The organism is Amycolatopsis sp. Hca4 (assembly GCF_013364075.1).
In the GTDB taxonomy this organism is placed as follows: Bacteria; Actinomycetota; Actinomycetes; order Mycobacteriales; family Pseudonocardiaceae; genus Amycolatopsis.
Genome location: NZ_CP054925.1, coordinates 5,028,767 through 5,054,138, shown reverse-complemented (window position 1 = coordinate 5,054,138; position 25,372 = coordinate 5,028,767). Strand labels below are relative to the sequence as shown.

Annotated in this window: 29 protein-coding genes; 16 read left to right on the top strand and 13 right to left on the bottom strand. The window is 70.4% G+C overall.

Translation table 11 applies throughout. The annotated features are described in order from the left end of the window. Positions 1-3: 3 nt before the first annotated feature. Positions 4-915 (bottom strand): aminoglycoside phosphotransferase family protein, encoded by a 912-nt coding sequence (locus HUT10_RS22020; protein WP_176172961.1) that lies wholly within the window; start codon positions 913-915, stop codon positions 4-6. Positions 916-1,007: 92 nt separating this feature from the next. Here HUT10_RS22020 and HUT10_RS22015 point away from each other — a divergent pair, with 92 nt between their 5' ends. Further along, a complete protein-coding gene (locus tag HUT10_RS22015) occupies positions 1,008-1,901 on the top strand; it encodes a slipin family protein (RefSeq protein WP_176172960.1) in 894 nt (297 codons plus the stop codon). On the opposite strand, the gene HUT10_RS22010 is transcribed toward HUT10_RS22015, so the two are convergent. Together HUT10_RS22010 and HUT10_RS22005 are read right to left on the bottom strand one after the other, a co-directional pair. Further along, complete coding sequence (locus HUT10_RS22010; RefSeq protein ID WP_176172959.1) at positions 1,898-2,548, bottom strand: DUF4190 domain-containing protein; 651 nt, start codon at positions 2,546-2,548, stop codon at positions 1,898-1,900. The genes HUT10_RS22015 and HUT10_RS22010 overlap by 4 nt on opposite strands. 37 nt (positions 2,549-2,585) lie before the next feature. Next, a complete protein-coding gene (locus HUT10_RS22005; protein WP_176172958.1) occupies positions 2,586-3,002 on the bottom strand; it encodes a DUF4190 domain-containing protein in 417 nt (138 codons plus the stop codon). 140 nt (positions 3,003-3,142) lie between these two features. Between HUT10_RS22005 and HUT10_RS22000 the strand changes: the two genes are divergently transcribed. The 6 genes from HUT10_RS22000 to HUT10_RS21975 all read left to right on the top strand — a co-directional run bounded on the left by HUT10_RS22000 (position 3,143) and on the right by HUT10_RS21975 (position 9,534). Then, positions 3,143-4,339 (top strand): acyl-CoA dehydrogenase family protein, encoded by a 1,197-nt coding sequence (locus HUT10_RS22000; RefSeq protein WP_176172957.1) that lies wholly within the window; start codon positions 3,143-3,145, stop codon positions 4,337-4,339. A 116-nt stretch (positions 4,340-4,455) separates the two neighbouring features. Further along, entirely contained in the window at positions 4,456-4,977 is a 522-nt protein-coding gene (locus HUT10_RS21995; protein WP_176172956.1) for a general stress protein, read from the top strand. 241 nt (positions 4,978-5,218) lie between these two features. Next, the gene (locus tag HUT10_RS21990) at positions 5,219-6,541 is read left to right on the top strand and encodes an ABC transporter substrate-binding protein (protein ID WP_176172955.1); all 1,323 of its coding nucleotides are present in this window, start codon (positions 5,219-5,221) and stop codon (positions 6,539-6,541) included. Further along, positions 6,538-7,509, top strand: a complete 972-nt coding sequence (locus HUT10_RS21985; protein WP_176172954.1) for a carbohydrate ABC transporter permease — start codon at positions 6,538-6,540, stop codon at positions 7,507-7,509. Before HUT10_RS21990 ends, HUT10_RS21985 begins: the two co-directional genes overlap by 4 nt. Beyond that, positions 7,509-8,348: a carbohydrate ABC transporter permease gene (locus tag HUT10_RS21980; RefSeq protein ID WP_176172953.1), complete on the top strand. Its 840-nt coding sequence runs from the start codon at positions 7,509-7,511 to the stop codon at positions 8,346-8,348. Before HUT10_RS21985 ends, HUT10_RS21980 begins: the two co-directional genes overlap by 1 nt. 4 nt (positions 8,349-8,352) lie before the next feature. Further along, the gene (locus tag HUT10_RS21975) at positions 8,353-9,534 is read left to right on the top strand and encodes an ABC transporter ATP-binding protein (protein ID WP_176172952.1); all 1,182 of its coding nucleotides are present in this window, start codon (positions 8,353-8,355) and stop codon (positions 9,532-9,534) included. Here HUT10_RS21975 and HUT10_RS21970 read toward each other — a convergent pair. Beyond that, positions 9,531-10,421, bottom strand: a complete 891-nt coding sequence (locus HUT10_RS21970; RefSeq protein ID WP_254896976.1) for a hypothetical protein — start codon at positions 10,419-10,421, stop codon at positions 9,531-9,533. The genes HUT10_RS21975 and HUT10_RS21970 overlap by 4 nt on opposite strands. Positions 10,422-10,652: 231 nt before the next feature. Between HUT10_RS21970 and HUT10_RS21965 the strand changes: the two genes are divergently transcribed. Continuing rightward, positions 10,653-10,847 (top strand): PspC domain-containing protein, encoded by a 195-nt coding sequence (locus HUT10_RS21965; protein WP_176172951.1) that lies wholly within the window; start codon positions 10,653-10,655, stop codon positions 10,845-10,847. Between the two features lie 58 nt (positions 10,848-10,905). On the opposite strand, the gene HUT10_RS21960 is transcribed toward HUT10_RS21965, so the two are convergent. Further along, complete coding sequence (locus tag HUT10_RS21960; RefSeq protein ID WP_176172950.1) at positions 10,906-11,571, bottom strand: TetR/AcrR family transcriptional regulator; 666 nt, start codon at positions 11,569-11,571, stop codon at positions 10,906-10,908. A 118-nt stretch (positions 11,572-11,689) separates the two neighbouring features. Between HUT10_RS21960 and HUT10_RS21955 the strand changes: the two genes are divergently transcribed. Further along, a complete protein-coding gene (locus HUT10_RS21955) occupies positions 11,690-13,189 on the top strand; it encodes an MFS transporter (RefSeq protein WP_176172949.1) in 1,500 nt (499 codons plus the stop codon). 41 nt (positions 13,190-13,230) lie between these two features. Here HUT10_RS21955 and HUT10_RS21950 read toward each other — a convergent pair whose 3' ends face one another. Genes HUT10_RS21950 through HUT10_RS21940 form a run of 3 tightly spaced genes read right to left on the bottom strand, consistent with a single transcriptional unit; the run spans position 13,231 to position 15,859 of the window. After that, positions 13,231-13,890: a response regulator transcription factor gene (locus HUT10_RS21950; RefSeq protein ID WP_176172948.1), complete on the bottom strand. Its 660-nt coding sequence runs from the start codon at positions 13,888-13,890 to the stop codon at positions 13,231-13,233. Beyond that, positions 13,887-15,029 (bottom strand): sensor histidine kinase, encoded by a 1,143-nt coding sequence (locus tag HUT10_RS21945; protein ID WP_176172947.1) that lies wholly within the window; start codon positions 15,027-15,029, stop codon positions 13,887-13,889. Before HUT10_RS21945 ends, HUT10_RS21950 begins: the two co-directional genes overlap by 4 nt. Beyond that, on the bottom strand, positions 15,026-15,859 hold the full coding sequence (locus HUT10_RS21940) for a CPBP family intramembrane glutamic endopeptidase (RefSeq protein ID WP_176172946.1): 834 nt from the start codon (positions 15,857-15,859) through the stop codon (positions 15,026-15,028). The genes HUT10_RS21945 and HUT10_RS21940 overlap by 4 nt, the downstream gene beginning before the upstream one ends. A 157-nt stretch (positions 15,860-16,016) precedes the next feature. Here HUT10_RS21940 and HUT10_RS21935 point away from each other — a divergent pair, with 157 nt between their 5' ends. Continuing rightward, a complete protein-coding gene (locus HUT10_RS21935) occupies positions 16,017-16,505 on the top strand; it encodes a SigE family RNA polymerase sigma factor (protein ID WP_176172945.1) in 489 nt (162 codons plus the stop codon). Further along, a complete protein-coding gene (locus HUT10_RS21930; RefSeq protein ID WP_176172944.1) occupies positions 16,505-17,251 on the top strand; it encodes a hypothetical protein in 747 nt (248 codons plus the stop codon). Before HUT10_RS21935 ends, HUT10_RS21930 begins: the two co-directional genes overlap by 1 nt. A 9-nt stretch (positions 17,252-17,260) precedes the next feature. Here the strand turns inward: HUT10_RS21930 and HUT10_RS21925 are convergent, their stop codons facing one another. Further along, positions 17,261-18,307 (bottom strand): zinc-binding dehydrogenase, encoded by a 1,047-nt coding sequence (locus HUT10_RS21925; protein WP_176172943.1) that lies wholly within the window; start codon positions 18,305-18,307, stop codon positions 17,261-17,263. Between the two features lie 68 nt (positions 18,308-18,375). On the opposite strand from HUT10_RS21925, the gene HUT10_RS21920 reads away from it, so the two are divergent. After that, on the top strand, positions 18,376-19,137 hold the full coding sequence (locus tag HUT10_RS21920) for a helix-turn-helix transcriptional regulator (protein WP_176172942.1): 762 nt from the start codon (positions 18,376-18,378) through the stop codon (positions 19,135-19,137). On the opposite strand, the gene HUT10_RS21915 is transcribed toward HUT10_RS21920, so the two are convergent. From HUT10_RS21915 to corA, 3 genes are all read right to left on the bottom strand, one after another. Beyond that, positions 19,123-19,962 (bottom strand): ParB N-terminal domain-containing protein, encoded by an 840-nt coding sequence (locus tag HUT10_RS21915; RefSeq protein ID WP_176172941.1) that lies wholly within the window; start codon positions 19,960-19,962, stop codon positions 19,123-19,125. The genes HUT10_RS21920 and HUT10_RS21915 overlap by 15 nt on opposite strands. Next, on the bottom strand, positions 19,959-20,609 hold the full coding sequence (locus HUT10_RS21910) for a metallophosphoesterase (RefSeq protein WP_176172940.1): 651 nt from the start codon (positions 20,607-20,609) through the stop codon (positions 19,959-19,961). The genes HUT10_RS21915 and HUT10_RS21910 overlap by 4 nt, the downstream gene beginning before the upstream one ends. Before the next feature lie 276 nt (positions 20,610-20,885). Continuing rightward, positions 20,886-21,968, bottom strand: a complete 1,083-nt coding sequence (gene corA / locus HUT10_RS21905; RefSeq protein ID WP_176172939.1) for a magnesium/cobalt transporter CorA — start codon at positions 21,966-21,968, stop codon at positions 20,886-20,888. A 417-nt stretch (positions 21,969-22,385) separates the two neighbouring features. On the opposite strand from corA, the gene HUT10_RS21900 reads away from it, so the two are divergent. Further along, entirely contained in the window at positions 22,386-22,889 is a 504-nt protein-coding gene (locus tag HUT10_RS21900; protein ID WP_176172938.1) for a MaoC family dehydratase, read from the top strand. Between the two features lie 7 nt (positions 22,890-22,896). Continuing rightward, positions 22,897-23,991, top strand: a complete 1,095-nt coding sequence (locus HUT10_RS21895; protein ID WP_176172937.1) for a DUF2332 domain-containing protein — start codon at positions 22,897-22,899, stop codon at positions 23,989-23,991. A gap of 11 nt (positions 23,992-24,002) precedes the next feature. On the opposite strand, the gene HUT10_RS21890 is transcribed toward HUT10_RS21895, so the two are convergent. Beyond that, positions 24,003-24,416, bottom strand: a complete 414-nt coding sequence (locus HUT10_RS21890) for an NUDIX hydrolase (protein WP_176172936.1) — start codon at positions 24,414-24,416, stop codon at positions 24,003-24,005. Between the two features lie 195 nt (positions 24,417-24,611). Here HUT10_RS21890 and HUT10_RS21885 point away from each other — a divergent pair, with 195 nt between their 5' ends. Both HUT10_RS21885 and HUT10_RS21880 read left to right on the top strand, forming a co-directional pair. Beyond that, positions 24,612-24,776 (top strand): hypothetical protein, encoded by a 165-nt coding sequence (locus HUT10_RS21885; RefSeq protein ID WP_162146229.1) that lies wholly within the window; start codon positions 24,612-24,614, stop codon positions 24,774-24,776. Between the two features lie 21 nt (positions 24,777-24,797). After that, positions 24,798-25,358: a PH domain-containing protein gene (locus HUT10_RS21880; protein WP_003095467.1), complete on the top strand. Its 561-nt coding sequence runs from the start codon at positions 24,798-24,800 to the stop codon at positions 25,356-25,358. Positions 25,359-25,372 lie beyond the last annotated feature (14 nt).

The window sequence follows — 25,372 nt, the reverse complement described above, 5'->3', positions numbered from 1 at the left end:
ACACTATCGGCTGGCTGCCCAAGGAGCGATTTCCGCCACTGTGATGAACGCGGGGTCGTCGCTGTCTTCGCCCGTTTCGAGCTGTTCCTCCACCATCCAGATCCAGTTCTGCACCGCGCGGACCAGCGTCCAGGAGCGAGCGCGTTCGGCGTCCAGTTCGTGCGAAGAGACGATGAGCGCGAACCGTTCGTCCAGTGTGGACTCGGTGAAGCGGTTCCAGAACAGCGGGATGACGCCCCACTCGAGGTCGCCGGCCAGTGGCTTCGGGTCGATGACCAGCCACGGCTCGCGCGTGCCGGCCAGGACGTTCTGGAAGTGCAGGTCCTCGTTCACCAGCACGTCGCCCGCCGACGGCCCGAGTTCGCGGCAGATCGCGACGGCGGCGTCGACCAGCCGCTTCTCGAACGGCTCGCCGAGTTCGGCCCAGCGGCGGGGGAGTTCCTCGGCCAGCCGCGCCGCCTCGGTGCGCAGGTGCCGGGCCAGTGCTGCCGGTGCGGGGACGGCCAGCCGCCGCGCGAGGCCGCCGATGAGCGGGATCGCCGAGCGCAGCGGGAGGTCGTCGAGGGTGCGGCCGGGGTCGAGCCGCTCGAGCAGCAGGACGCCGTCGTCCGGCGCGGAATCCAGCAGCAGCACCGCTCCTCGACCGGCCCATGTGGACAGTGCGAGCGGTTCGTCGGCGGACTCGGCGTCGCGCCAGCCCAGCTTCAGCACCACCGGCGTGCCGTCGGGCAGGCGCGCGGGCTGCACCACGCCGACGTAGCCGTGCATGGCTTCGCCCTCGAACACCAGGCTCCACTTCCGGGCGTACTCCGCGGCGAGCTCCGGCAGGGCGGCCAGCCACGGGACGGCCCCCGGCCCGAGGACCTTCGGCGCGCGGGCGGCGAACAGCGGGGGAACGCGAAGATCGGTCACCACCCCAGCCTGGCCGCTGTGTCCAATGCATTTCGTCAGCTCCCGGGCGGGCGTACGCTGGGCTTTCAAGGGGAAACGCAACCCCGGGAGCAGTCATGGTGGTGGAGGTTCTCAGCGCCGTCGTCCTCGCCGGCGGGGTCTGGCTGGCGTCGAGCGTGCGGGTCGTGAAGCAGTACGAACGCGGGCTGATCTACCGGTTCGGGCGGGTGCGGTCGCGGGTCCGCGAGCCGGGGCTGACGGTGCTCGTGCCGTTCGCGGACCGGCTGCAGAAGGTCAACATGCAGATCGTGACCATGCCGATCCCCGCCCAGGACGGCATCACCCGCGACAACGTCACGGTCCGCGTCGACGCCGTCGTCTACTTCAAGGTGATCGACCCGGTGGTCGCGGCGGTCAACGTCCAGGACTACCGGTCGGCGGTCGGCCAGGTCGCGCAGACGTCGCTGCGCTCGATCATCGGCAAGAGCGAGCTCGACGACCTGCTCTCCAACCGCGAGCGCCTCAACGAGGGCCTGGAGCTGATGATCGACAGCCCGGCGCTGGACTGGGGCATCCACATCGACCGCGTCGAGATCAAGGACGTCGCGCTGCCGGAGGCGATGAAGCGCTCGATGTCGCGGCAGGCCGAGGCGGAGCGGGAGCGGCGCGCGCGGGTCATTTCCGCCGACGGCGAGCTGCAGGCGTCGCACAAGCTCGCGCAGGCCGCGGCGAGGATGGCCGACACCCCCTCGGCGCTGCAGCTGCGGCTGCTGGAGACCGTGGTGCAGGTGTCGTCGGAGAAGAACTCGACGCTGGTGCTGCCGTTCCCGGTGGAGCTGCTGCGGTTCCTCGACGCGCACACGGCCAAACCGGCCGCCCCGGCGGCCCCGCCGGCCGAAGCCGAGCCCGAGCCCGAGGCCGAGCTCACGGACGCGAAACCGGAGGTGAACGGCCACGCCACCCCGTCGCCGCGCAGCCCCGGCGACGCGGTGCTGCCGTCGGCGGACTAGCCGTTCAGGTAGCCGTTCGTGCCCAGGATGATCAGGGTGGTGAAGAAGCCGACCCACAGCGCGATCACGACGTAGCCGATGATCACCGCGGCCGTGGCCAGCCCGCGGCCGCCCGCTTCGCCGCGGTTGGTCTTGGCGAGCGCGATGTGGCCCATGATGAGCCCGGCGAGCGCGGTGACACCGGAGCAGAACCCGAGGATCGAGCACACCAGGGCCCCGACCGCCAGCGCGTTGTCCTGCGTGCGCGGCGACGCGTACGGCTGCCCGTACGGCGCGGGCTGCCCGTACGGAGCCGGTGCCGCGTACGGCTGGCCGTAGGCCGGGGGGTACGGCTGCTGCTGGTAGGCCTGCGGGACCGGCTGTCCCGGCGGCGCGAACGGCGTGCCGGGGATGTAGGCCGCCGGCGTCTCGTACGACCCGGGCGGCAGCCCGCCGGGCTGCTCCGCGGTCGCAGCGGACGGTGGCTCGGCCGCGACGGTCTCGGTGGCTTGAGGCTCGTCCGCCGGGACCGGCTCGGCGACGGTGGCGTCGGCCGACGGCGGGTCGTAGTTCTCCGGCCGGTACGGCGCCGGGTCCGCTGTCGGCGGCGGGTCGTAGGCCGCGGTCGGGTCGGCCGGGCGGTCCTTGTCCCCGGACGGGTCGGTCATGACGGATCCCCTCGATGCGGATGGGCGACCAGCGGTGTCACGCGTAGCCGAGGAAGCCGAGCGCGAGCCCGAGTGCGAAGAACCCGATGTTGAGCGCGATGCCGACGTACCCCACGATGATCGCCGCCAGCGCGACGCCCTGGCCGTCGGCTTCGCCGCGCTTCGCCTTGCCGTGGGCGATGTGGCCCATGATGATCCCCGCGATGCCGACCAGGAAGCACAGCACGAAGCCGAGGACCGAGCAGACGAGCGCCCCGACCGCGAGCCCGGAGCCCTGCGGCGGCGGGGCCTGCATCCCGGGGTAGCCCGGGTACTGCGGGTAGCCGCCGCTCGGGTACTGCTGGCCGTAGCCGGGCTGCTGGTAGCCGGACGGCTGGCCGTAACCGGGCTGCTGGTAGCCACCCGAGGGCGGCTGCTGGCCGTACGGGTTGTTCGGATCCTGCGGATAACTCATGATCTCTCCCCTCTTCCCGCACTTTACGGGGCCGGACCCGCTGAGCGTGAGCGCCCTCATAGCAGCGTTGCGGCTTTGGGGTCATACTCACCGGTAACCCAGCGCCGGGAGCGGCGTCGTACTCCGGAAAGGGAGCCGTGATGGCCCGTCTCGCCCAGACCGCCGGCCTGACCGACGTGCAGTCGGAGATCCTCGCGACCGTCCGCCAGTTCGTGGACAAGGAGGTCATCCCGCACGCGCAGGAGCTCGAGCACGCCGACACCTACCCGGCGGACATCGTCGCGGGCATGAAGGAGATGGGCCTGTTCGGGATCACCATCCCGGAGGAGTACGGCGGGCTCGGCGAGTCGCTGCTGACCTACGCGCTGGTCGTCGAGGAGATCGCCCGCGGCTGGATGAGCGTCTCCGGCGTGATCAACACGCACTTCATCGTGGCGCACATGATCTCCCGCCACGGCACCGAGGCGCAGAAGCAGCACTTCCTGCCGCGGATGGCCACCGGCGAGGTCCGCGGCTCGTTCTCGATGTCGGAGCCCGACCTCGGCTCGGACGTCGCGGCCATCAAGACCAAGGCGAAGAAGACCGACGACGGCTACGTCATCGACGGCTCGAAGATGTGGCTGACCAACGGCGGCTCGTCCAACCTGATCGCGCTGCTGGTCAAGACCGACGAAGGCGCCGAGAAGCCCCACCAGAACCTGACGACGTTCCTGGTCGAGAAGCCGGAGGGCTTCGGCGAGGTGGCGCCGGGCCTGACCATCCCCGGCAAGATCGACAAGATGGGCTACAAGGGCGTCGACACGACCGAAGCGGTCTTCGACGGCTACCGGATCGGCGCCGACATGGTGCTCGGCGAAGCGCCGGGCAAGGGCTTCGCGTACATGATGGACGGTGTCGAGGTCGGCCGCGTCAACGTCGCGGCGCGCGCCTGCGGCATCGCGATCCGCGCCTTCGAACTGGCGGTGGAGTACGCCCAGCAGCGCAAGACGTTCGGCAAGGCGATCGCCGAGCACCAGGCCGTCGCGTTCAAGCTGGCCGAGATGGCGACCAAGGTCGAGGCGGCGCACCTGATGATGGTGAACGCGGCCCGGCTCAAGGACTCCGGCGCGCGCAACGACGTCGAGGCCGGGATGGCCAAGCTGATCGCGTCCGAGTACTGCGCGGAGGTCACGCAGGACGCCTTCCGCATCCACGGCGGCTACGGGTACTCCAAGGAGTACGAGATCGAGCGGCTGATGCGCGAGGCGCCGTTCCTGCTGATCGGCGAGGGCACCAGCGAGATCCAGAAGACCATCATCAGCCGCGGGCTGCTGCGCGAGTACAAATCGCGGTCCTGACGAATTTTGTCGCTCTGTCGACAAACGACCGCCCGGGCTTTCGGGGTAAGCGGCTCGCACGGTCCGGGCGTTCTTGACAAGATGGACGCCCGGACAACGAGTGCGCAGGTGATGATGTGAGTAGTCCCTTTGGCGGGGGGCGGGCGCCCGGTGGGCTGCCGCGGCTGCCGACCCCGCCGACCGGCTGGCCGATCGGGTCGTACGCGACCTACGGCGAGGCCCAGCAGGCCGTCGACTTCCTCGCCGAAAGCGAGTTCGCCGTCGGCGACGTCACGATCGTCGGCGTCGACCTGATGCTCGTCGAGCGCGTGATCGGGCGGCTGACCTGGGGCCGCGTGCTCGGTACCGGCGCGGTGTCCGGTGCGTGGTTCGGCCTGTTCGCGGGGCTGCTGCTGGGGTTGTTCGTCAACCAGGGGTTCGCGTTGCAGGTGCTGACCGGGGTCGTGCTCGGGGTCCTGTCCGGGCTGATGTTCGCGGCGATCGGGTACAGCATGTCCCGTGGCCGCCGCCGGGACTTCTCCTCGGCGAGCCAGCTCGTCGCCGGCCGCTACGACGTCCTGTGCCAGCCGCGCTCGGCCGAACAGGGTCGGGAACTGCTGGCCAAGCTGGCCCTCAAACCGCCCTCCGCGAACCCCTGAAAAACCCCTGCTTTACCAGCGGAGAATCACGATTCGACGCGCGGTGCGCTGGATCGTTACCGATACTGCTTGCGGGGTGTGATCGCCCGGCATAAGTTGTCCGACACCAGTCGGGCGGCCTCGCCCTGCAGCGCGGCGGCCCGAGCACTAGCACGTCGGGGTGCTGGCGCGGTTTCGCCTCATCGCGTCGCGGTGCCACCGGTACCGCGGTAACCGGCGTGCACGCGGGTGAGGAGGCCTTATGGGGAAGAGGATCGGCGCGGGCAAACGGGGACGGTCGCCCGGCCGCACCGCCGTCCTGCTGGGGGCAGGGGCACTGGTGACCGGCATGCTCGCCGGTTGCGCGACGAGTTCCGGGCTCAAGATCAACATCTACATGTCGCCCGAGGACAACTTCCAGAAAGTGGTCGACCGCTGCAACCAGCAGGCGGCGGGCAAGTACGAAATCGTCTACAACAAGCTCCCGCGCGGGGCGGACGACCAGCGGCTGCAGATGGCGCGCCGGCTGGCGGCGGGTGACACCGCCATGGACATCCTCGGTCTCGACGTCACGTGGGTCTCGGAGTTCGCCGAGGCCGGCTGGGCCGAGGAGTGGACCGGCAAGAACAAGGCGGAGGCGTCCGAGGGTGTCCTGCAGGGCCCGCTCGACACCGCCACCCACAACGGGAAGCTGTACGCGGCCACGAAGAACACCAACGTCCAGCTGCTCTGGTACGACGACCGGCTGACACCGACGCCGCCGGCGACCTGGGACGAGATGATGCAGAAGGCCCAGGAGCTCAAGGGCCAGGGCAAGCCGCACGAGATCGTGTTCACCGGCGCGCAGTACGAAGGCCTGGTCGTCTTCTACAACACGCTGGTCGCGTCCATGGGCGGGCACATCCTGTCCGACGACGGCAAGTCCGTGGTGATGGACGACGGCGCGGTGAAGGCGCTCGAGCTGCTCAAGAAGGTGTCGACCTCAGGGCTCACCGACCCGTCGCTGAGCAACATGAAGGAAGACGACATCCGGCAGGCGTTCCAGCGCGGCCAGGCCGCCTTCCAGCTCAACTGGCCATACGTCTACGCCGCCTACGCCAAGGACAAGAAGGCGGACCTCCCGCACTTCAAGTGGGCGGTCTACCCGGCCGCCGCGCCCGGCGTGCCCGCCCGGACCACGATCGGCGGGTTCGACCTGGCGGTGAGCACGTACTCGCAGCACAAGCCGGAGGCCTTCGAAGCGGCGCTGTGCCTGCGCAGCCCGGAGAGCCAGAAGATCTCCGCGATCAACGACGGTGTGCCGCCGAGCATCGAATCCGTCTACCACAACGACGTTCCGCTCGACCCGGGCAAGCCGGCGTCGGACGACAACCCGAACATGGCGAGCAAGTACCCGATGCGCGACGCCATCCTCGCCGCGCTGAAGACCGCCGCGGTGCGCCCGCTGACCCCGGCGTACCAGAACGCCTCGACGGTCATCTCGAAGATCCTTTCCCCGCCGTCGGACATCGACCCGCAGGCCACCGCGGCCAAGCTGCGCGAGCAGCTCGGTGACGCGCTCCAGTCGAAGGGAGTGATTCCGTGACCGTCCAGGACTCGACCCCGGCCGAGGCCGCCGGGGCCACCGTCGCCGGGGAGGCGACGTCGCACAAGAAGGGCAAACCCGCCCTCTCCGAAGGGAAGAAGGCCGAGCGGCGGCTCGGGCTCTGGCTGTGCGCGCCCGCGTTCATCGTGATGATCGCGGTCACCGGCTACCCGATCCTCTACTCGCTCTGGCTTTCGCTGCAGCGGTACGACCTGCGGTTCCCGGCGCAGCAGGAGTTCGTCGGCTTCGACAACTACGGGGCCGTGCTGTCCAGCTCGTACTGGTGGACCGCGTTCGGCACCACGATGTTCCTCACCGTGGTGTCGGTGGCGATCGAGTTCGTGCTCGGCATGGCGCTGGCGCTGATCATGCACCGGACGCTCGTCGGCCGCGGCCTGGTCCGCACCGTCGCGCTGATCCCGTACGGCATCGTCACGGTCGTCGCCGCGTTCTCGTGGTACTACGCGTGGACGCCGAAGACCGGCTACCTGGCGAACATGCTCGCCTCGGACGCGGCCCCGCTCACCGAGCAGTGGCCGTCGCTGTTCATCATCATCGGCGCCGAGGTGTGGAAGACCACGCCGTTCATGGCGCTGCTGCTGATGGCCGGCCTGGCGCTGGTGCCGGAGGACCTGCTCAAGGCCGCGGCGATGGACGGCGCGAGCGCGTGGCAGCGGTTCACCAAGGTGATGCTGCCGGTGATGAAGCCGGCGATCCTGGTGGCGCTGCTGTTCCGCACCCTGGACGCGTTCCGCATCTTCGACAACATCTACGTGCTCACCAACGGCGCGCAGGACACCGGTTCGGTGTCGATGCAGACCTACGACAACCTGGTCAAGGGCCTCAACCTCGGCATCGGGTCGACGATGGCGGTGCTGATCTTCATCACGGTGGCGATCATCGCCTTCATCTTCATCAAGGTGTTCGGCACGGCCGCACCCGGTTCGGACACAGGGGGTAAGCGCTGATGACGATGGGAACCGTCACGACGGGCCGCAAGGTCAGGTGGGGCCTGGTCGACATCCTGGTGCTGGTGTTCGCGCTGGTGCCGGTGCTCTGGGTGATTTCGCTGTCGTTCAAGACCAAGGACACGCTGACCGACGGGGCGTTCATCCCGCAGTCGTGGACCTGGCAGAACTACGCGGACATCTTCCAGACCTCGGAGTTCCTGCTGGCGCTGGTGAACTCGATCGGCATCGCGATCATCTCGACCGTGATCGCGGTGGTGCTCGGCACGATGGCCGCGTACGCGATCGCCCGGCTGGACTTCCCCGGCAAGCAGCTGCTGGTCGGGCTCTCGCTGCTGATCGCGATGTTTCCGCAGGTGTCGCTGGTGACGCCGCTGTTCAACATCGAGCGGAACCTCGGGCTGTTCGACACGTGGCCCGGCCTGATCCTGCCCTACATCACGTTCGCGCTGCCGCTGTCGATCTACACGCTGTCGGCGTTCTTCCGCGAGATCCCGTGGGAGCTGGAGAAGGCGGCCAAGATGGACGGCGCGACGCCGGCACAGGCGTTCCGCCGGGTGATCGCGCCGCTGGCCGCGCCGGGTGTGTTCACCACGGCCATCCTGGTGTTCATCTTCTGCTGGAACGACTTCCTGTTCGCCATCTCGCTGACGTCGACCACGGCGTCGCGCACGGTGCCGGCCGCGCTGTCGTTCTTCACCGGGTCCTCGCAGTTCGAGGACCCGACCGGGCAGGTGTGCGCGGCCGCGGTCGTGATCACCATCCCGATCATTGTGTTCGTGTTGTTCTTCCAGCGTCGCATCGTGGCGGGGCTGACCTCCGGTGCGGTGAAGGGGTAGCGCTATGGCAGAGATCGTGCTCGACAAGGTGTCGAAGAAGTACCCCGACGGTGCCCTCGCCGTGTCCGAAGTGGACATCACCATCGCCGACGGCGAGTTCATCATCCTGGTCGGCCCGTCCGGCTGCGGGAAGTCGACGACGCTGAACATGGTGGCCGGCCTGGAGGACATCTCCTCCGGCGAGCTGCGCATCGACGGCCAGCGCGTCAACGAGAAGGCCCCGAAGGACCGGGACATCGCGATGGTGTTCCAGTCCTACGCGCTCTACCCGCACATGAGCGTCCGGGAGAACATGGCCTTCCCGCTGCGGCTGGCCAAGGTCGACGACAAGACCGTGCGGGCGAAGGTCGAGGAGGCCGCGAAGATCCTCGACCTGACCGCGCACCTGGACCGCAAGCCGGCCAACCTCTCCGGTGGCCAGCGCCAGCGCGTCGCGATGGGCCGGGCGATCGTCCGCAGCCCCAAGGCGTTCCTGATGGACGAGCCGCTGTCCAACCTGGACGCCAAGCTGCGCGGCCAGATGCGCACGTCGGTGTCGAAGATCCAGAAGCAGCTCGGCACGACGACGCTGTACGTCACGCACGACCAGACCGAGGCCATGACACTGGGCGACCGGGTCGTGGTGCTGCGGGCCGGCTACGTCCAGCAGATCGGCTCGCCGCAGTTCCTCTACGACAACCCGGCGAACCTGTTCGTGGCCGGGTTCATCGGCTCGCCGTCGATGAACTTCGTCCCGGCGACGCTGGAGAACAACGAGCTGCGCAGTGCCCTCGGCACGACACCGCTCACCGACCGCGTCCGGCAGCTGGTGGAGCGGGCGAACGCGCCCCGCGAGGTCATCGTAGGCATCCGGCCGGAGCACTTCGAGGACGCGGCGCTCGTCGAAGCCGGCCAGAAGGCAGGCGGCGCCACCTTCACCGCGCACATCGACGTGCTGGAGTCGATGGGCTCGGAGAAGTTCGCCCACTTCACCCTGGAGGGCGAGACGGCGACGTCCGAGGAACTCGCGGAGCTGGCCGCGGACAGCGGTTCGTCCGACGTCCCCGGCGCGGAGTCCCAGATCGTGGCCCGGCTGTCGGCGGAGTCGTCGGCGAAGGAGAACGCGGACCTCGAAGTCTGGTACGACGCGGACAAGATCAAGCTGTTCGACCCGTCGAACGGCAAGAACCTCACCTACGAGGACTAGGCCGCCGGGAGGCGGGGGAAGATCGAGCCGGCCGCACCGCGGGCGAGGGCACACGTGCCCTCGCCCGCGGTGCCCGCGGTTTCGACGACGCTGATCTCCGCCAGTTCCCGGTGGCCCGGCAGGCCCGGGGCGGGCTGGGTCGTGTCGACCAGGCAGAACGCGCCGGCGACGCGGACGCGCGCGTCGCGGCCGCCGATTTTTTCCGCCGGGACGGCCGGTTCCGTCGTCTCCACGGTGAGCCGGAAGCTCACCTTGCCGCGGATGCAGCTGTGCCCGGACAGGCCGGTCGTCGGCTGGCTGTTCGGGCCGGCCGCGGCGTCGAGGTCGTGGTCGTCGAGCGGCACGCACGGAGCCACCCGGCCCCACGAGCGGTCCGGGAACGTCAGCCGCCCGACCTGGTGCCGGGTGATCGCCGTCAACGCCGAGCGGACGGCCGCGTCGGCGACGCCGCAGCGGGCCTCCTGGTCGCCGGTGCCGTCGGTGACCGACAGGTCGATCCGGTTGCCGTCGGCGAAGGTGATCGCGCGGGTGCAGGCGCTGCGGTCGTTGAACATCGACTGCTGGATCGCCACGCCGTCGGGCACCGAGCCGGGGTAGTTCTCGTAGGGCTTGAGGTTCGGGTCGGCGTCGAAGGCGAGCGGCCCGACGGTGATCGTGCGCGGACCGGCCTGGGCGCGGCAGCTTTCGAACGTCGGGACGGCTTCGGTCACCCCGGGCACGGCCAGCAGGCTGCAGAAGTCGATGCTGCCGAAGTCGCCGAGCGCGGCGGAGGCGGTCAGCGGGGTGGGCCCGGAATCCGGCTCGGGCGCGGCCTGGGTGGTGGCGCAGCCCCCGGCGAGGAGGGCGCAGAACATCGCGACGGCCAAGCTTTTCGGACGCGGGTACACGGGGTGCAAGTATCGCCGCATCGCGCCGAAAAACCAGCCCTGACGGGGACATCTCTCATTCTTTTCCCAGGTGCCCGGCACGAACGAGCAGCTCAGGCGGTTTTGCCCGGGTTTCTTGAACGATTTTCGTCTTCGCCGTCCCCTAGGGGAGAGATCCTTCCCGTGAGCGATGCGGAAGCGGGTACTCCGGTGGTGAAGTGGAGGTATCGACTTCGAGGAAAGGGAACGAAGATGAGCGCACCGGTCACACGACGGCTGTCCCGTCCGCGCCACGGCCGCATGATCGGCGGCGTCTGCGCGGGCCTGGCCCAGCGGTACGGCATGAAGCCCGGCACCGTCCGGCTGCTGGCCGTGCTGTCCTGCCTGCTGCCCGGGCCGCAGTTCGTGGCCTACCTGATCCTGTGGGCGGTCATCCCGTCCGAGTGAGTGTCCGACGCGCCGGTGATCCGCAGCGATCACCGGCGCACTGCTGTGCGCCCGGCCGTCAGGGGCGCCAGCAGGACATCGCTTCGTCGACTTCGCGCTCGCTCAGCGGCGGGTGCGGCAGCACCGACGGCTTGCCGGGCTCGGCGCGGAGCCCGTCGAGCAGCATGGTGAGGGAACGCCGCCAGAGGTCCGGGTCCACCGCGCAGGTGAACTCCACCACCGAGCCGACCATCATGTGCACCATCGCCATGTCCGAAGGCGCGAAGTCCGGCCGCAGGCCGCCTGCCGCCTGGGCCCGCTCGATCAGCTTTGTGATCAACGGCACCATGCGGGCTTTCTTTTCGGCGACGTGGTCGTGGCCGAACTGGTTGGACAGCATGATCTCGCGCAGCCCGCGGTCGGCGGAGTGCAGCTCGGCCGCCTGCCAGGTGAAGTCGACGAACGCTTGCCAGGCGTCGTCGGCCTTCAGTGCCTCGACGGCGAGGTCGCCGATTTCTTCCATCCGCTCGGCGAACATGGCCTCGACCAGGTGTTCCTTGCTGGGGAAGCGGCGGTAGACCGTGCCGACGCCGAGGCCGGCGTGGTGGGCGATGTCGTCCAGCGTGGCTTCGAGCCCGCGCTGGCCGAACACTTCGCGGGCCGACGCGAGGATGCGACGGCGGTTGAGTTCAGCGTCACGCCGCAGCGGCCGCGCCGGTGCGGCGGGACCAGCGTCCCGTGCCATGGGTCCAGTCTAGCTCGTGAAGTAGAGGCGGCATCTCCAGTTCTTGTGTACCTTGGGTCGCGTAAGGGGAGATACCTACTCCACATAGTCTTGTGATCACGATCTGTGAGGGACATCCATGTCCGAATCCACACTCGCCGTCGCGCCGTCGGGGGACACGCGCGCCGCCGGGAACCCCCACCACGCCAGACGCTGGCTGATCCTGATGATGATCGGCATCGCGCAGCTGATGGTCGTGCTGGACGCGACCGTCGTGAACATCGCGCTGCCGTCGGCCCAGCTCGACCTGGGCTTCTCCAACGACGCCCGGCAGTGGGTCGTCACCGCCTACGCGCTCGCCTTCGGCAGCCTCCTGCTGCTCGGCGGACGGCTCGCGGACCTCTTCGGCCGCAAGAACGCGCTCCTCGTCGGCCTGGCCGGCTTCGCCGCGGTGTCCGCGCTCGGCGGCGCGGCGACCAACATCGAGATGCTGCTGGTCGCCCGGGCGGCCCAGGGTGTGTTCGGCGCGCTGCTCGCGCCCGCCACGCTTTCGCTGCTGACCACGACGTTCACCGACCCGAAGGAGCGCGGCCGCGCGTTCGGCGTGTTCGGCGCCATCGGCGGTGGCGGCGCGGCGGTCGGGCTGCTGCTCGGCGGCGTGCTCACCGAGTACCTCGACTGGCGCTGGTGCATGTTCGTGAACATCATCTTCGCCGTGATCGCCTTCGCCGGCAGCTCGGTCCTGCTGCGCAACCAGAAGGACGACGGCCCGCGGCCGAAGCTCGACCTGCCGGGCACGATCACCGCGTCAGCCGGGCTGTTCGCGCTGGTCTACGGCTTCGCGAACGCCGAGTCGGACTCGTGGTCGTCGGTGTCGGTCTGGGGCTTCCTGACCGCCGGCGTGGTGCTGCTGGGCGTGTTCACCTGGCTGCAGCAGCGCGTCGCGCACCCGCTGCTGCCGCTGCGCGTGCTGCTCGACCGCGACCGCGGCGGCTCGTACCTGGCGATGTTCCTGCTCGCCATCGGGATGTTCGCGATCTTCCTGTTCCTGACGTTCTACGTGCAGCAGAATCTGCAGTTCACCCCGATCCAGAGCGGCGTCGGCTTCCTGCCGATGGTGGCGACGCTGATGCTGGCGGCGACCACGGCGACGGCGGTCCTGCTGCCGCGGTTCGGCCCGCGGCCGCTGGTGCCGACGGGCATGGCGATCGCGGCCGCGGGTCTGTTCTGGCTGAGCGGCATCGGTCTCGGCAGCACGTACGCCTCCGGCGTCCTCGGCCCGCTGCTGGTGATGGGCTTCGGCATCGGCCTGGCGATGGCGCCGGCGATGAGCGTGGCGACCTTCGGTGTCGAGGCGCACGACGCCGGTGTCGCGTCGGCGGCGGTGAACACGATGCAGCAGGTCGGCGGTTCGATCGGCACGGCGCTGCTGTCGACGCTGGCCGGCAACGCGGCCGCGGCCTTCATCGAGGGCAAGACCCCGACGCCCCAGCTGGCGGCCGAGGCGGCCATCGAGAGCTACACGACGGCGTTCACCTGGGCCGCGGTGATCTACGTGGCCGGAGCGGTGATCACCGCCCTGCTGCTGCGCCCGGGCGTCCCGAAGGGCGAAGCGGCGCCGGGCGCCGTGCACATGTAGCAGTTCCTGGTGGCGTGACCGGGCTTCGCCGCGAAGCCCGGTCACGTCACCAGCCCGTGCCGGTAGGCGTAGACCACCGCCTGGACGCGGTCGCGCAGGTCCAGCTTCGTCAGGATCCGGGAGACGAACGTCTTCACCGTCTCCTGGCTGATCACCAGCCGTTCCGCGATCTCGCTGTTGGACAACCCGTCCGCCAGCAGGCGCAGCACCTCCAGCTCGCGAGGCGTCAGCGGCACCTGCGGGGCGGCGTCCGAAGCGGGCCGGATCCGGGCGCCGTACCGGCCGACCAGGCGGCGGGTCACCTCCGGGTCCAGCAGGGCCGCACCCGTGGCCACCGTGCGGATCCCGTGCAGCAGCCGGTCCGGGGGTGCGTCCTTGAGCAGGAAGCCGCTCGCCCCGGCGCGCAGGGCCTCGTAGACGTACTCGTCGAGGTTGAACGTCGTCAGCACCAGCACCTTGACCGGGTGCGGGACCCCTGCTCCGGCCAGCAGGCGGGTGGCCTCGATGCCGTCGAGCACCGGCATGCGCACGTCCATCACCACCACGTCCGGGTGCAGCCGGGCGGCGAGGTCGACCGCCGCGCGGCCGTCGCCGCACTCGCCGACCACCTCGAAACCCGGCTGGGCGCCGATGATCGTCACCAGGCCGGTGCGGATCAGCATCTGGTCGTCGCAGACCAGGACCCGGATCGGGGCGCTCACGTCGGGTTCCCCGTCGGGATCCGGGCGCGCACGGCGAATCCGCCGCCGTCGTGGCCCGCGCTGAAGTCGCCGCCCAGGACGGCGACCCGCTCGCGGAGCCCGGCGAGCCCGCGGCCGCTGCCGCCGGGGGAGGCGCTCGCCGCCCCGTTCGTGCTGACCGCCACCGCGATTTCCCGGTCCCCGTGGTGCACTTCGACCGACGTCCGGCTGCCCCGCGCGTGCTTGAGGGCGTTCGTCAGCGACTCCTGCACGACCCGGTAGGCCACCAGGTCGGCGCTGCCCGCCGACTCCGCGGGCGTGCCGTCCTCGGTGAACTCCACCGGCTGCCCGGCCTGGCGGGCCTGCTCGACGAGCGAAAGCAGCCCGCCAGGCGACGGACGGCCGACTTCGGTGCCGTGGTCGGGGTTCAGCAGGTCCAGCAGGTGCCGCAGGTCGGTGATGGCCCGGCGGCCGGTGTCGGTGATCGCGGTCAGGGTCTGGTCCAGCCGCTCGGGCGCGGCCGTCAGGTACCGGGCCGCTTCGGCCTGCACGACCATCGCCGTCACGTGGTGGGTGACGACGTCGTGCAGCTCGCGGGCGATGGTGGTGCGTTCGGCGGCCCGGGTGTCCTCGGCGACGCGGCGGCGGTGCCGGGCTTCGGCGGCGCGGGTCCGGCGCAGCCACGCCCCGATGCCCCACGCGAACGCCAGCAGCAGGGAGAACGTCACGAACTCCGAGACGGGCTCCGAACCGAGCCGGGAGAGGACGATCGCCAGCGCCACGTACGCCACCGAGAGCACGGCCGCGGTGGTGCGCCGGTACCGTTCGAGGTGGACGCCGGCGCTCACCAGCGCGAAGCCGAGCCCGGCGGCGGCGACCGTGTGGTAACCGAGGACCTGGTCGACGGCGAAGCCGAGCGCCACCAGCGTCAGGCTCACCGCCGGCCACCGGCGTCGCACGGCGAGCGGCAGGCTTTCGACGGCCACCACCACGACGGCCAGCGCGTCGAACGGCCGGTCCGGCACGCCGCCGACCTGCGTCCCGTGGCCTTGGAGCACGGGCAGGAACGACCCGGCCAGCAACAGCAGCCCGAGGGGCAGATCACGGATCACGACGTCCAGCCGGCGCCACCGCGCCAGTGCCGCCCGGTGCTCGATCACGCGGGAAGTGTAGTGACGTCGGCGGTGCGCTCCTCGCGGCGCCGGGGCACCAGCCGGCCGCGCCGGTGGGCCAGCCGCAGGAAGACGCCCGTCGCCAGGAAGCAGAACAGCACCGAGTACAGGCTGCCCTCCGGCCCGAATTCGCCACCGGTGAGCAGCGGCGACCCGGACGTGACGGCGTCCAGCAGCCCCTGCGAGGCGCCCTGGCCGGAGACCACCGCGCCGAAAATCCCGGCCCCGGCGAAGTTCCAGCCGAAGTGCAGGCCGATCGGCAGCCACAGCGTGCGCGTCGCGATGTACGCCGAAGTCAGCAGGCCGCCGCCCTCGATGGCGATGGCGATGGCACCCCACAGGGTCGCGTGCTCGTTGAACAGGTGCATCAGGCCGAACACCAGCCCGCTCAGCACCAGCGCGAGCCAGGTGCCGGTCCACTTCTCGACGAACCGGAACAGGATGCCGCGGAACAGCAGCTCCTCCGTCACCGCGGCGGCGGCCATGAAGCCGACGAGCCCGAGCGCTCCGGGCACGCTGCCCCAGCCGCGGATTTCGTAGTCCCCGACGAGCGCGATGTTCGCGATGACGGCCGCGAACAGGGCGATCCCGACCAGCGTCCCCCGGCCGAGCGCGCTCCGGGCCCCCGGCCCGGCCAGCTCGGTGACCGGCCGCTGCTCGGTTTTCCGCACCACCCAGCGGTAGGCGTAGCCCGCGAGCACGGCGGTGAGGCCGCCGAACAACAAGGTGAGCCACGGGTTTCCGGCCACCGCGGCAACGCACAACTGCCCCGCGAACGCCACCGCCGCCACCGCCAGCAGCTGCCACACGAACCTCATGAGAACCCCTTCGCCTTTCCCGCGGCGGAAGCCCCGCGGCCTGGGAAGAACGCTAGGGATCCGGCGGCGGCGAATCGTCACCATCGAGCGGGCACCCGCGGGTAGCTCGCACGGGGGACGCTTGAACCTTTCGGGGGCCCGGCGCCCTAATAAGGACGTGGCCAGGGACGTCGAATTCAGCGAGTACTTCTCCGCGCGGGTCCAGCGGTTCCGCCGGGTGGCGTTCGCGCTCTGCGGGGACTGGCACGCGGCCGAAGACTTGGTCCAGGCCATGTTCGTGCAGCTGTACCGGCGCTGGCGGCGGGTCCGGCCGGGCACGGTCGACGCCTACGCGCGCCGGATCCTGCTGAACCTGTTCCTGGCCGGGCGGCGGGTTTCCGGGCGGGAGTACGTGACGGCCTCGGTGCCGGACCGGGAGTCGCCGCCGGGCCGCGACGCGTTGTTGCGGCTAGACGTCGAACGCGCGCTGGCCGGGCTGACGCCCCGGCAGCGGGCGATGGTGGTGCTGCGGTTCCTCGAAGACCTGCCGGTGAGCGAGGTGGCGGCGTTGCTCGGGGTCGCCGAAGGAACGGTCAAGTCCCAGACGGCCCGCGGGGTCGAGGCCTTGCGCGCGGCCCTGCCGGCGCCGACGGCGGAGGAGTCGTGATGGAGGACGTCCGGACGGCGTTGACGGCCTACGTGACCGAGGGCGAGCCGCCGCTCGGGCTGTCCGGCGACGCGGTGCTGGCGGCGGCCCGCCGGTCGCGCCGGCAGCACCTGGTCACCGGCGCGGTCGCGGTGTGCGTGGTCGTGCTGGCCCTCGCGCTGGCGGTGGTGGTGCTGCCGCACCGGGGCGAGATCGCGAGCACGCCGTGCCCGGGCGGCACGGACACGCGGACGGCGCTGGTCGAGCGGCTGAGCTGCCTGGTCGGGCGGGCGGTGCGCGCGCTGCTGCCGCCCGAAGCGCAGATCTCGCGGTTGACGATCCCCGGCGAGACGCCGCCGGCGGACCCGTTCCACCTGATCGCCGACCCCGCCGGGCCCCACCCGCAGGACGCGGTGTTCCACATGGGCGTCCGCGTGACCGACGCGCGGGGCACGGGCTCGGTGTACTTCCTCATCCTGCCCGGCGGCGGGGGTGGCCCGAAGTGCGGTGACCCGGAGCAGCTCGTCTGCCGCACGGAAACCACGCCTGCGGGCCTGCTGTGGCTGTCGACGCTGCGCTCGGGTGACATCGTGACCAACCGGGTGGGCTTGGCCGCGCCGAACGCGCACGTGCAGTTCTGGTCGACCAACAGCGGCGTGCTGTCGCAGACGGGCGTCCGGCTCCCGAAGCAGCGCTCGGAGCCGACGCTGACCCTCGACCAGGTGCGGCTGCTGGCGCTGACCCCGGGCTTGGACTTCCCGCTGTGACGTGCGGGCTCAGGGCACCAGCGCCACGAACCCGAGGCCGGTCGTGCGCTCGGCCACGTCGAGAGCCGCCGCCGGGTCGGCCAGGCCGGTGGTCACCAGCTCGACCGCCGAGAGGTCCAGCAGCCCGGACCGGACCAGCTGCCACACCGTCGTCACCGTCCGCTCGTCGCTCATCCACGAGCCGCGCAGGGTGAGGCGGCGGTGCATCAGGTCGCCGTACGGGACGGCCAGTTCGTGGCGCACGCCGCCGACGAGCACCAGGGTGCCGCGCACCCGCAGGCTGTCGTAGGCGGCCATCGTCGCGTCGGCCGACGGGGTGGCGCCGAGCGTGTCGACGGCCACGTCCACGGGGCCGATGCCCGCCGCGTCCGCCGCCCGGTCGCCGGTCAGCCGGTGGGTGCGCACGCGCGGGTCGAGCGCGGCCAGCCTGGTGAGCGCGGTCTCGTTGCGGCCTGCGGCCGTCACCGTCGCCGCGCCTTCCGCCAGCGCCGTCAGCACCGCCGCGCCGCCCAGCTGGCCGGTCGCCCCGACCACGGCGACGTCACGGCCGGCGAGCGGGCCCGCCGCGTGCAGGCCGGTGGCGGCGATGCACAGCCACGGCAGGAACGCCAGGCGGGCCGGGTCCGGGTACGCCTCCGCACCGGGCAGCTTGACCAGGGTTTCCTTGGCGCACAGGGCTTTCTCCGCGAAGACGCCGTCGCGCCACACCGTGCGCATGCGGTCGGTCCGTGCGCTGCCCGCGCCGGAGCCGCCCAAGCCGACCCAGCCCACCAGGATCTCGTCGCCGCCGCCCGCGTCGAGCAGCGCGGTGTCCAGCACCAGGTCGCCCGGCTCGACGTGGAACACGTCCGGCGCGACGGCGAGCACCCGCCCGACGCAGGACGGCCCGAGGACGAGGGGCACCGGCAGGCCGCCGCGGTTCCCCCGCACCACGGCTTTCGTGTACGCCGGGACGTGCGCGGCGAGCACCTCCACGAGCACGCCACCGCCCTTCAGCGTGGGCTCCGGCACTTCGGAGAGACGGACATCTCGTGCGGTGGCGATCCAAGCTTGCATGGCTCCAGCTTCGCGGCCCGTTAAGCTGGTATCCAGAATCGCCTTATTCTGGTACTGGAGGTTCCAGGGTGAGCACCGAACTCGGCGTGTTCCTCCGCAGCCGCCGCGAGCGGCTGGCCCCGGCCGACGCGGGCCTGCCGGCCACCGGGCGCCGCCGCACGCCCGGGCTGCGCCGCGAGGAACTGGCCCTGCTGGCCGGCATCAGCGCCACCTGGCTCACCTACCTCGAGCAGGGCCGCGACGTGCGCCCCTCCGGCCAGGTGCTCGACGCACTGGCCAAGGCGTTGCGGCTGACCGCCGCCGAGCAGGAGCACCTGCACCGCCTCGCCGGTGACGGCGCGATGCCGGAGGAGAACCTCGGCGAAGAAGCCGCGCCCGAGGTCGCGGGCGTCCCGGCGCTGCTGGGCGGAAATCCCGCGTATGTCACCGGGATCTGCTACGACGTCCTCGCGCTCAACGCGGCAGCCGAGGAGCTGCTCCGCGGCATCGGACGGGGCGGGAACATCGTGCGCTGGCTGTTCACCGAGCCGGCCGCGCGCGAAGTGCTGGTCGACTGGGAGCAGGAGGCCCGCGCGGTCCTGGCCCGGCTGCGGGCGATCGCGGGCCGGTACCCGGACCACCCGCGGGTGACCGGGCTGGTGGCCGAGCTGACCGAGGCCAGCCCCGAAGTGCGCGCGTGGTGGCCGCAGTACGACGTCCAGTTCAGCCACGCGGGCCACAAACGCCTGCGGCACCCCCGGCTGGGCGAGATCACCGTGCCGCACGCCGCGTTCCACGTCGCCGAGCGGCCCGAGCAGACGCTGGTGGTCTACCACCTAGTGACGCCGTGACCGCAGCGTCTCGATGACGTCGTCGTCCCAGCGGTGGGTGCGGATCAGGCGGTACCGCTCCGCCGCCACCCACATGTACGCCTCCGCGTCGGTGCGGTCGCCGATCAGGTCCGCCTGCCGCAGCATCCCCACCACCGGGACGAACTCCTCGTCGAACCACCGCTGCGCGATGCTCGCCCGGTCGCAGAACTTGCCTTCGTCCTGCATCAACCGGAAGCCCCACGCCTCCACGTGCTCGCCCAGCTTCGCGTAGTCCCACGGGTCCGACACGATCACCGACGCGCGTGCGTGGCCGGTCAGCGGGACGCGCTCCAGGAACAGCCGCCGGTAGTCCTTGACGATCAGGTCGCCGCGGTGGCGGATGCCGCTCGGGTCCAGTTTGGTGCGGACCACCGTCACCATGGCCTCTATTGTGGACAGTCCCTGGGCGAGCGCCACCGAGACGCGGTGGTGGCCGTCGATGATGAAATGCAGTTCGCCGACCCGGTAGACCTCGATCGGCGGGATCTCCTCGCCGCGGCGGGCGGCCAAGGCCAGCCGCTCCCAGCGCTCGCGGACCCGGGCCGACGTCGGGCGGAAGCGGCGGTCGAAGTCGCGGCTGCGGTCGACCGTGCCGACGATCGACTCCAGCTTGATCACCCGCAGCCCGATCCGGTGCTCGCCCAGGTAGCCGAGCGCCTCCACCACCTCGTGGAACGGCAGCATGATGTTGACGTCGTCGGGTTCGCGGCGCAGCCACGTCGAAAGCCGCGAGAGCACCTGGCCCCGGCGCGCGCGGAGGAAGTCGTTCTCCGCGTCGGCGCGGGGAAAGCCCGTCTCTTTCATGGCAACTCCATGATCCGGTGGCCCACCACGTTGCGGATCCGCGTCGAGCCGACGACCCGGTCCGGCACCGGCTCGCCGTGGGGGTGGATGTGGCCGTGCAGCAGCCACTTCGGGCGCAGCGCCTCGATCGTGCGGTGCAGGCACGCGAACCCGCGGTGCGGCGGGTCCGCGCGGTCGCCCAGGTCCAGCGGCGGCGAGTGGGTCAGCAGGACGTCGACGTCGTGGCCGTCGCGCCACCGCCGGAACCGGGCGCGCCGGACCAGCCCGCGGGCCCGCCGGGCCTGCTGGCGCTGCGTCCACTGGTTCGGCCCGTCGTTGTAGCGGATCGAGCCGCCGAGCCCGGCGAACCGCAGGCCGGCGACGTCGACGAGCCTGCCGTCGGCGTTGATGCCGCCCGCCGGGCCGGGCCAGGCCGTGGGAAATCCGTCCTTCATGGACAGCCCGCCGTAGCGGGTGTAGCCGCTCAGGTCCGGGTCGTGGTTGCCGGGCACGAACACGCACGGCACGTCGAGCGCGCTGGCCAGGAAGGCGAGGTAGTCGTAGGGCAGGTCACCCGCGCCGATGACCAGGTCGACGGAGTGGCTGCGGACCGCGTCGGTCCACAGCCGCTCGTCGACCTCGTCGGAGACGACCAGCGCTTTCGGCATGCGCCCAGGATAGGACGCCGCGCCGTCGGTGAGGCTTGTTCAGCCGTCGGCCGCCGCACGGCTTCTGCGGCGACGCGCGGCTGCCCGCGCGGGCGGCGGCGGCCTAACCAGAACAAGCCTCATTTCATCCCGTGCGCGAACCCGGGGTCGGCGACGATGACGAAAGTGATCACGAAGATCCACACGAGGCTGAGCGCGAGCGCCCAGAACTTCAGGTTGGACAGCATCCTGGACATGACAGTTCTCCGAAGGAATCCGGTGGGGAAAGAAGGGGACTCAGAGCCAGCCGTTCTTCCGGAATATTCGGTACAGCAACAGGCAGATGCCCAGGATGATGGTGATCACCAGCGGGTACCCGAACTTCCAGTGCAGTTCGGGCAGGTAGTCGAAGTTCATCCCGTAGATGCCCGCGATCATCGTCGGCACGGTGATGATCGCCGCCCACGACGTGATTTTGCGCATATCGGTGTTCTGCTGCAGGGAAATCTTCGCGACGGTCGCGTCGACCAGCGTGGACAGCAGTTCGTCGAACGCCGCCACCCGCTCCGACACCGTCGTGAGGTGGTCGGCGACGTCGCGGAAGTACGAGCGGACGTCGTCCGGCACCAGCCGCGTGTAGCCCTCGGCCAGCCGCTGGATCGGCGTGGCCAGCGGCATCACCGCGCGGCGCAGCTCGAGGACTTCCCGCTTCATCAGGTAGATCTGCTCGGCGCTGACCTGCGAGCGGGGCGCGAAGACCTGCGCCTCCATCACGTCGATGTCGTTCTCGATCCGGCCGGTGACGTCGAGGTAGTGGTCGACGACGTGGTCGGCGATCGCGTGCACCACCGCGGAGGGGCCCAGCTGCAGCCGCTCCGGGTCCTCGTCGAGCTCGCGGCGCAGCCGCGCCAGTCCCGAGTGGTTCCCGTGCCGGACGGTGATCACGAAGTCGCGGCCGAGGAACACCATCAGCTCGCCGGTCTCGACGATCTCGTTCGCCGTGGTGGGGGACTCGTGTTCGACGTACCGGACGGTCTTGACCACCAGGAACAGCGTGTCGTCGTAGCGCTCCAGCTTCGGCCGCTGGTGCGCTTCGAGGGCGTCCTCGACCGCCAGCTCGTGCAGCCCGAACGTGTCCGCGACACCCTGGATCTGCTGGGCGTCCGGCTCGTGCAGGCCGATCCAGACGAACCCCTCGTGCCGCTTCCGGACCTCCTTGATCGCCTCGGAGTGGGTCCAGCGGCCGGGCAGGCGCTCACCGGCGACGTAGACCGCGCAGTCGACGACGTACGCGGACAGCGGCACCGGGACCGGGCGCACGGGAACGGTGCCCTTGTTGCCGCGGCCGCGGAGGCCGCCGAGCGAAGGAATGGCAGGCATGGGATCTCCTGGTGTCGTGCGTGGTCGTGCGAGACGACGGACCAGGGGCGGAAATGCGTCCGCCCGGCGACACACCAGCGTTCCCGGGAAGAGAAGGCCTACCAGGAGATGAGCCGGCCGGCCGGTGAGGTGGGAACGCTGGGACTACTAGGGAGCGGACTATCGCCACTACTCATCGAGTTCCTCACCTCCTTCGGGCCGGTGCAGAGTGGTGGGGCTCGCGTTGACGCGCGAACACCGATGGTTGAGGGTACTCCTCACTACTGATGCGTGTCGGACCAGGCTCACGCGCCGTTACCGATCCGGCCAGAAGCAGGCCGCCCCCCAAGCGGCACGTAATCATCGCCACACAGCCGGAGGGCCGTGGCTGTGGTCGGATCGGTAACCAACGGCGCAGTACGTGACAGGAGATGACGAGTGCAGTTCGGTCGGTACTACGAGGAGTTCGAGGTCGGTGCGGTCTACAAGCACTGGCCGGGCAAAACGGTCACCGAATACGACGACCACCTGTTCTGCCTGCTCACCATGAACCACCACCCGCTGCACATGGACGCGCACTACGCCGAGGAGACGACGGACTTCGGCAAGAACGTCGTCGTCGGCAACTACATCTACTCGCTGCTGCTGGGCATGTCCGTGCCGGACGTTTCCGGCAAGGCGATCGCGAACCTCGAGGTCGAGTCGCTCAAGCACGTCAAGCCGACCTTCCACGGCGACACGATCTACGGCGAAACCGAGGTGCTCGACAAGACGCCGTCGAAGTCCAAGGACGACCGCGGGGTGGTGTACGTCGAGACGCGCGGTTACAAGCAGGACGGCCTGATCGTGTGTACCTTCCGGCGGAAGGTGATGGTGCCGAAGCGCTCGTACGGGGAGACTCGGGGCGGGGAGCAGCCGGGCCGGCCGGTGCCGCACGAATGAGGCTTTGATGGACCTGGACGGGATCAAGGGAGTACTGCGCACGTTCGCGGAAGTCGAGGCCCGCGGGGTGTCGCCGCTGTACGAGCACCTGGCGCTGCGGGCGGCCGAGGACGACGACGTCGCCGGGCTGCTGGCCGCGGCCCGCGACGGCGAGGTGCGGGGCACGCTGCTGATGGCGGTCGCGCACCGGCTGGTGCAGGCCGACCCGATCCACCCGCTCTCGCGGTACTACCCGTCGCTGGGCGGCTTCGACGGCGTCGACTCCGACACCTGGCCGCTGTTCCGGTCGTTCCTGCTGGAGCGGGCTTCGAAGGCGCGGGAGCTGATCGCCTCGCGGTACACGCAGACGAACGAGGTCCGGCGGGCCGCGCTGCTCTACCCAGGGGTGGCGCGGGCGGCGAAGGAAGCGGGCGGCAAGGTCTCGCTGCTCGAGGTCGGCTGCAGCGCCGGGCTGCTGCTGGGCCTGGACCGCTTCGGCTACCGCTACCAGTGCGACGGCGGCGACCAGCTGACGGCCGGCCCGGCGAAGGCGGCCGTCGGCCTGCACTGCGCGCTGGACCTGGCGCCGGGCGCGGTGGTGCCGAAGCTGCCGAAGAAGCTCGCGCTGCTCGACCGGGCCGGTCTGGACCGGGCGCCGGTGGACCTGTCGGACGAGGACGAGCTGGCCTGGCTGGAGGCGTGTGTCTGGGCCGACCAGCCGGACCGGATCCGGCTGCTGCGCACGGCGGCGGCCGAGCAGGTCCGCCACCGCCCGCGGCTGATCACCGGCGACGGGGTCGACGACCTGGTCTCGGCGGCTTCGTCGCTGGCGGGGCCGCTGGTCGTGCTGACCAGCCACGCCCTGGCGTACTTCCCGCCGGAGAAGCGGTCGGCGTTCGTCGAAGCTTTGGCGGGGGTGGCGGCTTCGCGGCCGGTGTGGTGGGTCTCGGAGGAGTTCTACGGCGCCGGGCTGGAACTCGTGCTGCCGGGCCGCGACGACCTTTCGGGCGCGGACGGGCTCGCGACGCTGGGCGTCGTGCGGTGGGAGGACGGGAAGGCCGAGGCGCACGCGCTGGCGCGGACCGCACCGCACGGGCAGCGGATGACCTGGCTGCCGCTGTAGTCGGGCGCCGGTCAGGCGCGCGGCAGGGCGTTCCAGTCACGCAACGTCACGTAAAGGAGCTCCACCAGCGCTCCAGCGGTCTCCAAGCCGGCAAGGTCTGCCGCATCGGACCAACGGACGTCCGTGGCGTCGTCACCAGCGGTGAGAATGCCGCCCTCGACCTCGCAGGCGTAGTCGAAGATCTCGTACGGCCCGCGCCGCACCGAGCCGACCAGTGTGCCCGGAATCACGTCGAGGCCCGTTTCCTCCCGCAGCTCGCGTATCACGGCCTTTTCGTCCGTTTCGCCCGGTTCGACTCGGCCGCCCGGCAGCGACCATTGCCCCGAACCGGGGTCGTTGCGGCGCCGGATGAGCAGCAAACGGCCGTACGGGTCGAACGCGATCCCGCCGACGCAGCGGATCGTGGTGCTGGTGAGGCCCTCCATGTCCCGAAGGGTAGACGTGACCGAAACGAAAAGGGACGTCCTGTACACGGAGAGTAGCCATACGGTATACTTCGGACCGCGTGCTGACCCAAGCGCGGGACTTTCCTCCCCTGCGCCTGTCCAGTGCGGTACAAGTAAAACGTCAGGATCTCTGCTGTTGTCCGGTGTCACCGTAAGAGACGGGATTTGATCGCGGTGAACGTGAAGAAGATTGCGGGCCTCGCCGGTATCGCGTTGGTGCTGTTCTTCGTCATCGCCCAGCCTGGGCAGGCCGCCGGCCTCGTCGGCAACATCATCGACTTCCTCCGCAGCTCGGCCGAATCGGTGATCACCTTCGTCAGCAACGTGTTCAAGGGCTGATCGCGGGGTTACCCTCGAACCATGTTCGCGCCACGCGACCCCGACGAGTACCTCCTCGACACCGAGCGGCGGGTCATCCGGATCCGCCGCCACTGGGCGGTGCTGCTGTGGGACACCTTCGAGGCGGCCGCGCTGCTGGCCGTCTGCGTCCTGGTGTCCTACCTGCTGCCACCGGCGCTGTACATCGGCCAGAACATCCTCTGGTACGTCGCGCTGCTCGTCGTCCTGCGGTTCGCCTACGTGGTGATGGAGTGGTGGGTCGAGCGCCTGGTGGTCACCGACAAGCGGTTCGTCATGACCACCGGGGTGTTCACCACCAAGGTGCTGATGATGCCGATCAGCAAGGTCACCGACCTCAGCTACGTCCGCACGGCCACCGGCCGGATGATGGGCTACGGCACGATGGTCGTCGAGTCCGCGGGTCAGATCCAGGCGCTGAACAAGATCGACTTCCTGCCGCGGCCGGAGGAGTTCTACGACACGATCTCGGAGCTCGTCTTCGGCGACAAGCAGAAGCAGGCCGAACGCTTCTCCATGATCAAGGCCCAGCGGGCCGCACGGGGCAAGAAGCCGGTCGGCTGAGCATCATCCCGCTT

Excerpts from the sequence above, each read along its gene's own strand:
- HUT10_RS22015 (WP_176172960.1), top strand. The coding sequence starts at position 1,008 with ATGGTGGTGGAGGTTCTCAGCGCCGTCGTCCTCGCCGGCGGGGTCTGG.
- HUT10_RS22010 (WP_176172959.1), bottom strand. The coding sequence starts at position 2,548 with ATGACCGACCCGTCCGGGGACAAGGACCGCCCGGCCGACCCGACCGCG.
- HUT10_RS22005 (WP_176172958.1), bottom strand. The coding sequence starts at position 3,002 with ATGAGTTATCCGCAGGATCCGAACAACCCGTACGGCCAGCAGCCGCCC.
- HUT10_RS22000 (WP_176172957.1), top strand. The coding sequence starts at position 3,143 with ATGGCCCGTCTCGCCCAGACCGCCGGCCTGACCGACGTGCAGTCGGAG.
- HUT10_RS21990 (WP_176172955.1), top strand. The coding sequence starts at position 5,219 with ATGGGGAAGAGGATCGGCGCGGGCAAACGGGGACGGTCGCCCGGCCGC.
- HUT10_RS21980 (WP_176172953.1), top strand. The coding sequence starts at position 7,509 with ATGACGATGGGAACCGTCACGACGGGCCGCAAGGTCAGGTGGGGCCTG.
- HUT10_RS21975 (WP_176172952.1), top strand. The coding sequence starts at position 8,353 with ATGGCAGAGATCGTGCTCGACAAGGTGTCGAAGAAGTACCCCGACGGT.
- HUT10_RS21965 (WP_176172951.1), top strand. The coding sequence starts at position 10,653 with ATGAGCGCACCGGTCACACGACGGCTGTCCCGTCCGCGCCACGGCCGC.
- HUT10_RS21960 (WP_176172950.1), bottom strand. The coding sequence starts at position 11,571 with ATGGCACGGGACGCTGGTCCCGCCGCACCGGCGCGGCCGCTGCGGCGT.
- HUT10_RS21955 (WP_176172949.1), top strand. The coding sequence starts at position 11,690 with ATGTCCGAATCCACACTCGCCGTCGCGCCGTCGGGGGACACGCGCGCC.
- HUT10_RS21940 (WP_176172946.1), bottom strand. The coding sequence starts at position 15,859 with ATGAGGTTCGTGTGGCAGCTGCTGGCGGTGGCGGCGGTGGCGTTCGCG.
- HUT10_RS21930 (WP_176172944.1), top strand. The coding sequence starts at position 16,505 with ATGGAGGACGTCCGGACGGCGTTGACGGCCTACGTGACCGAGGGCGAG.
- HUT10_RS21925 (WP_176172943.1), bottom strand. The coding sequence starts at position 18,307 with ATGCAAGCTTGGATCGCCACCGCACGAGATGTCCGTCTCTCCGAAGTG.
- HUT10_RS21915 (WP_176172941.1), bottom strand. The coding sequence starts at position 19,962 with ATGAAAGAGACGGGCTTTCCCCGCGCCGACGCGGAGAACGACTTCCTC.
- HUT10_RS21910 (WP_176172940.1), bottom strand. The coding sequence starts at position 20,609 with ATGCCGAAAGCGCTGGTCGTCTCCGACGAGGTCGACGAGCGGCTGTGG.
- corA (WP_176172939.1), bottom strand. The coding sequence starts at position 21,968 with ATGCCTGCCATTCCTTCGCTCGGCGGCCTCCGCGGCCGCGGCAACAAG.
- HUT10_RS21895 (WP_176172937.1), top strand. The coding sequence starts at position 22,897 with ATGGACCTGGACGGGATCAAGGGAGTACTGCGCACGTTCGCGGAAGTC.
- HUT10_RS21890 (WP_176172936.1), bottom strand. The coding sequence starts at position 24,416 with ATGGAGGGCCTCACCAGCACCACGATCCGCTGCGTCGGCGGGATCGCG.
- HUT10_RS21880 (WP_003095467.1), top strand. The coding sequence starts at position 24,798 with ATGTTCGCGCCACGCGACCCCGACGAGTACCTCCTCGACACCGAGCGG.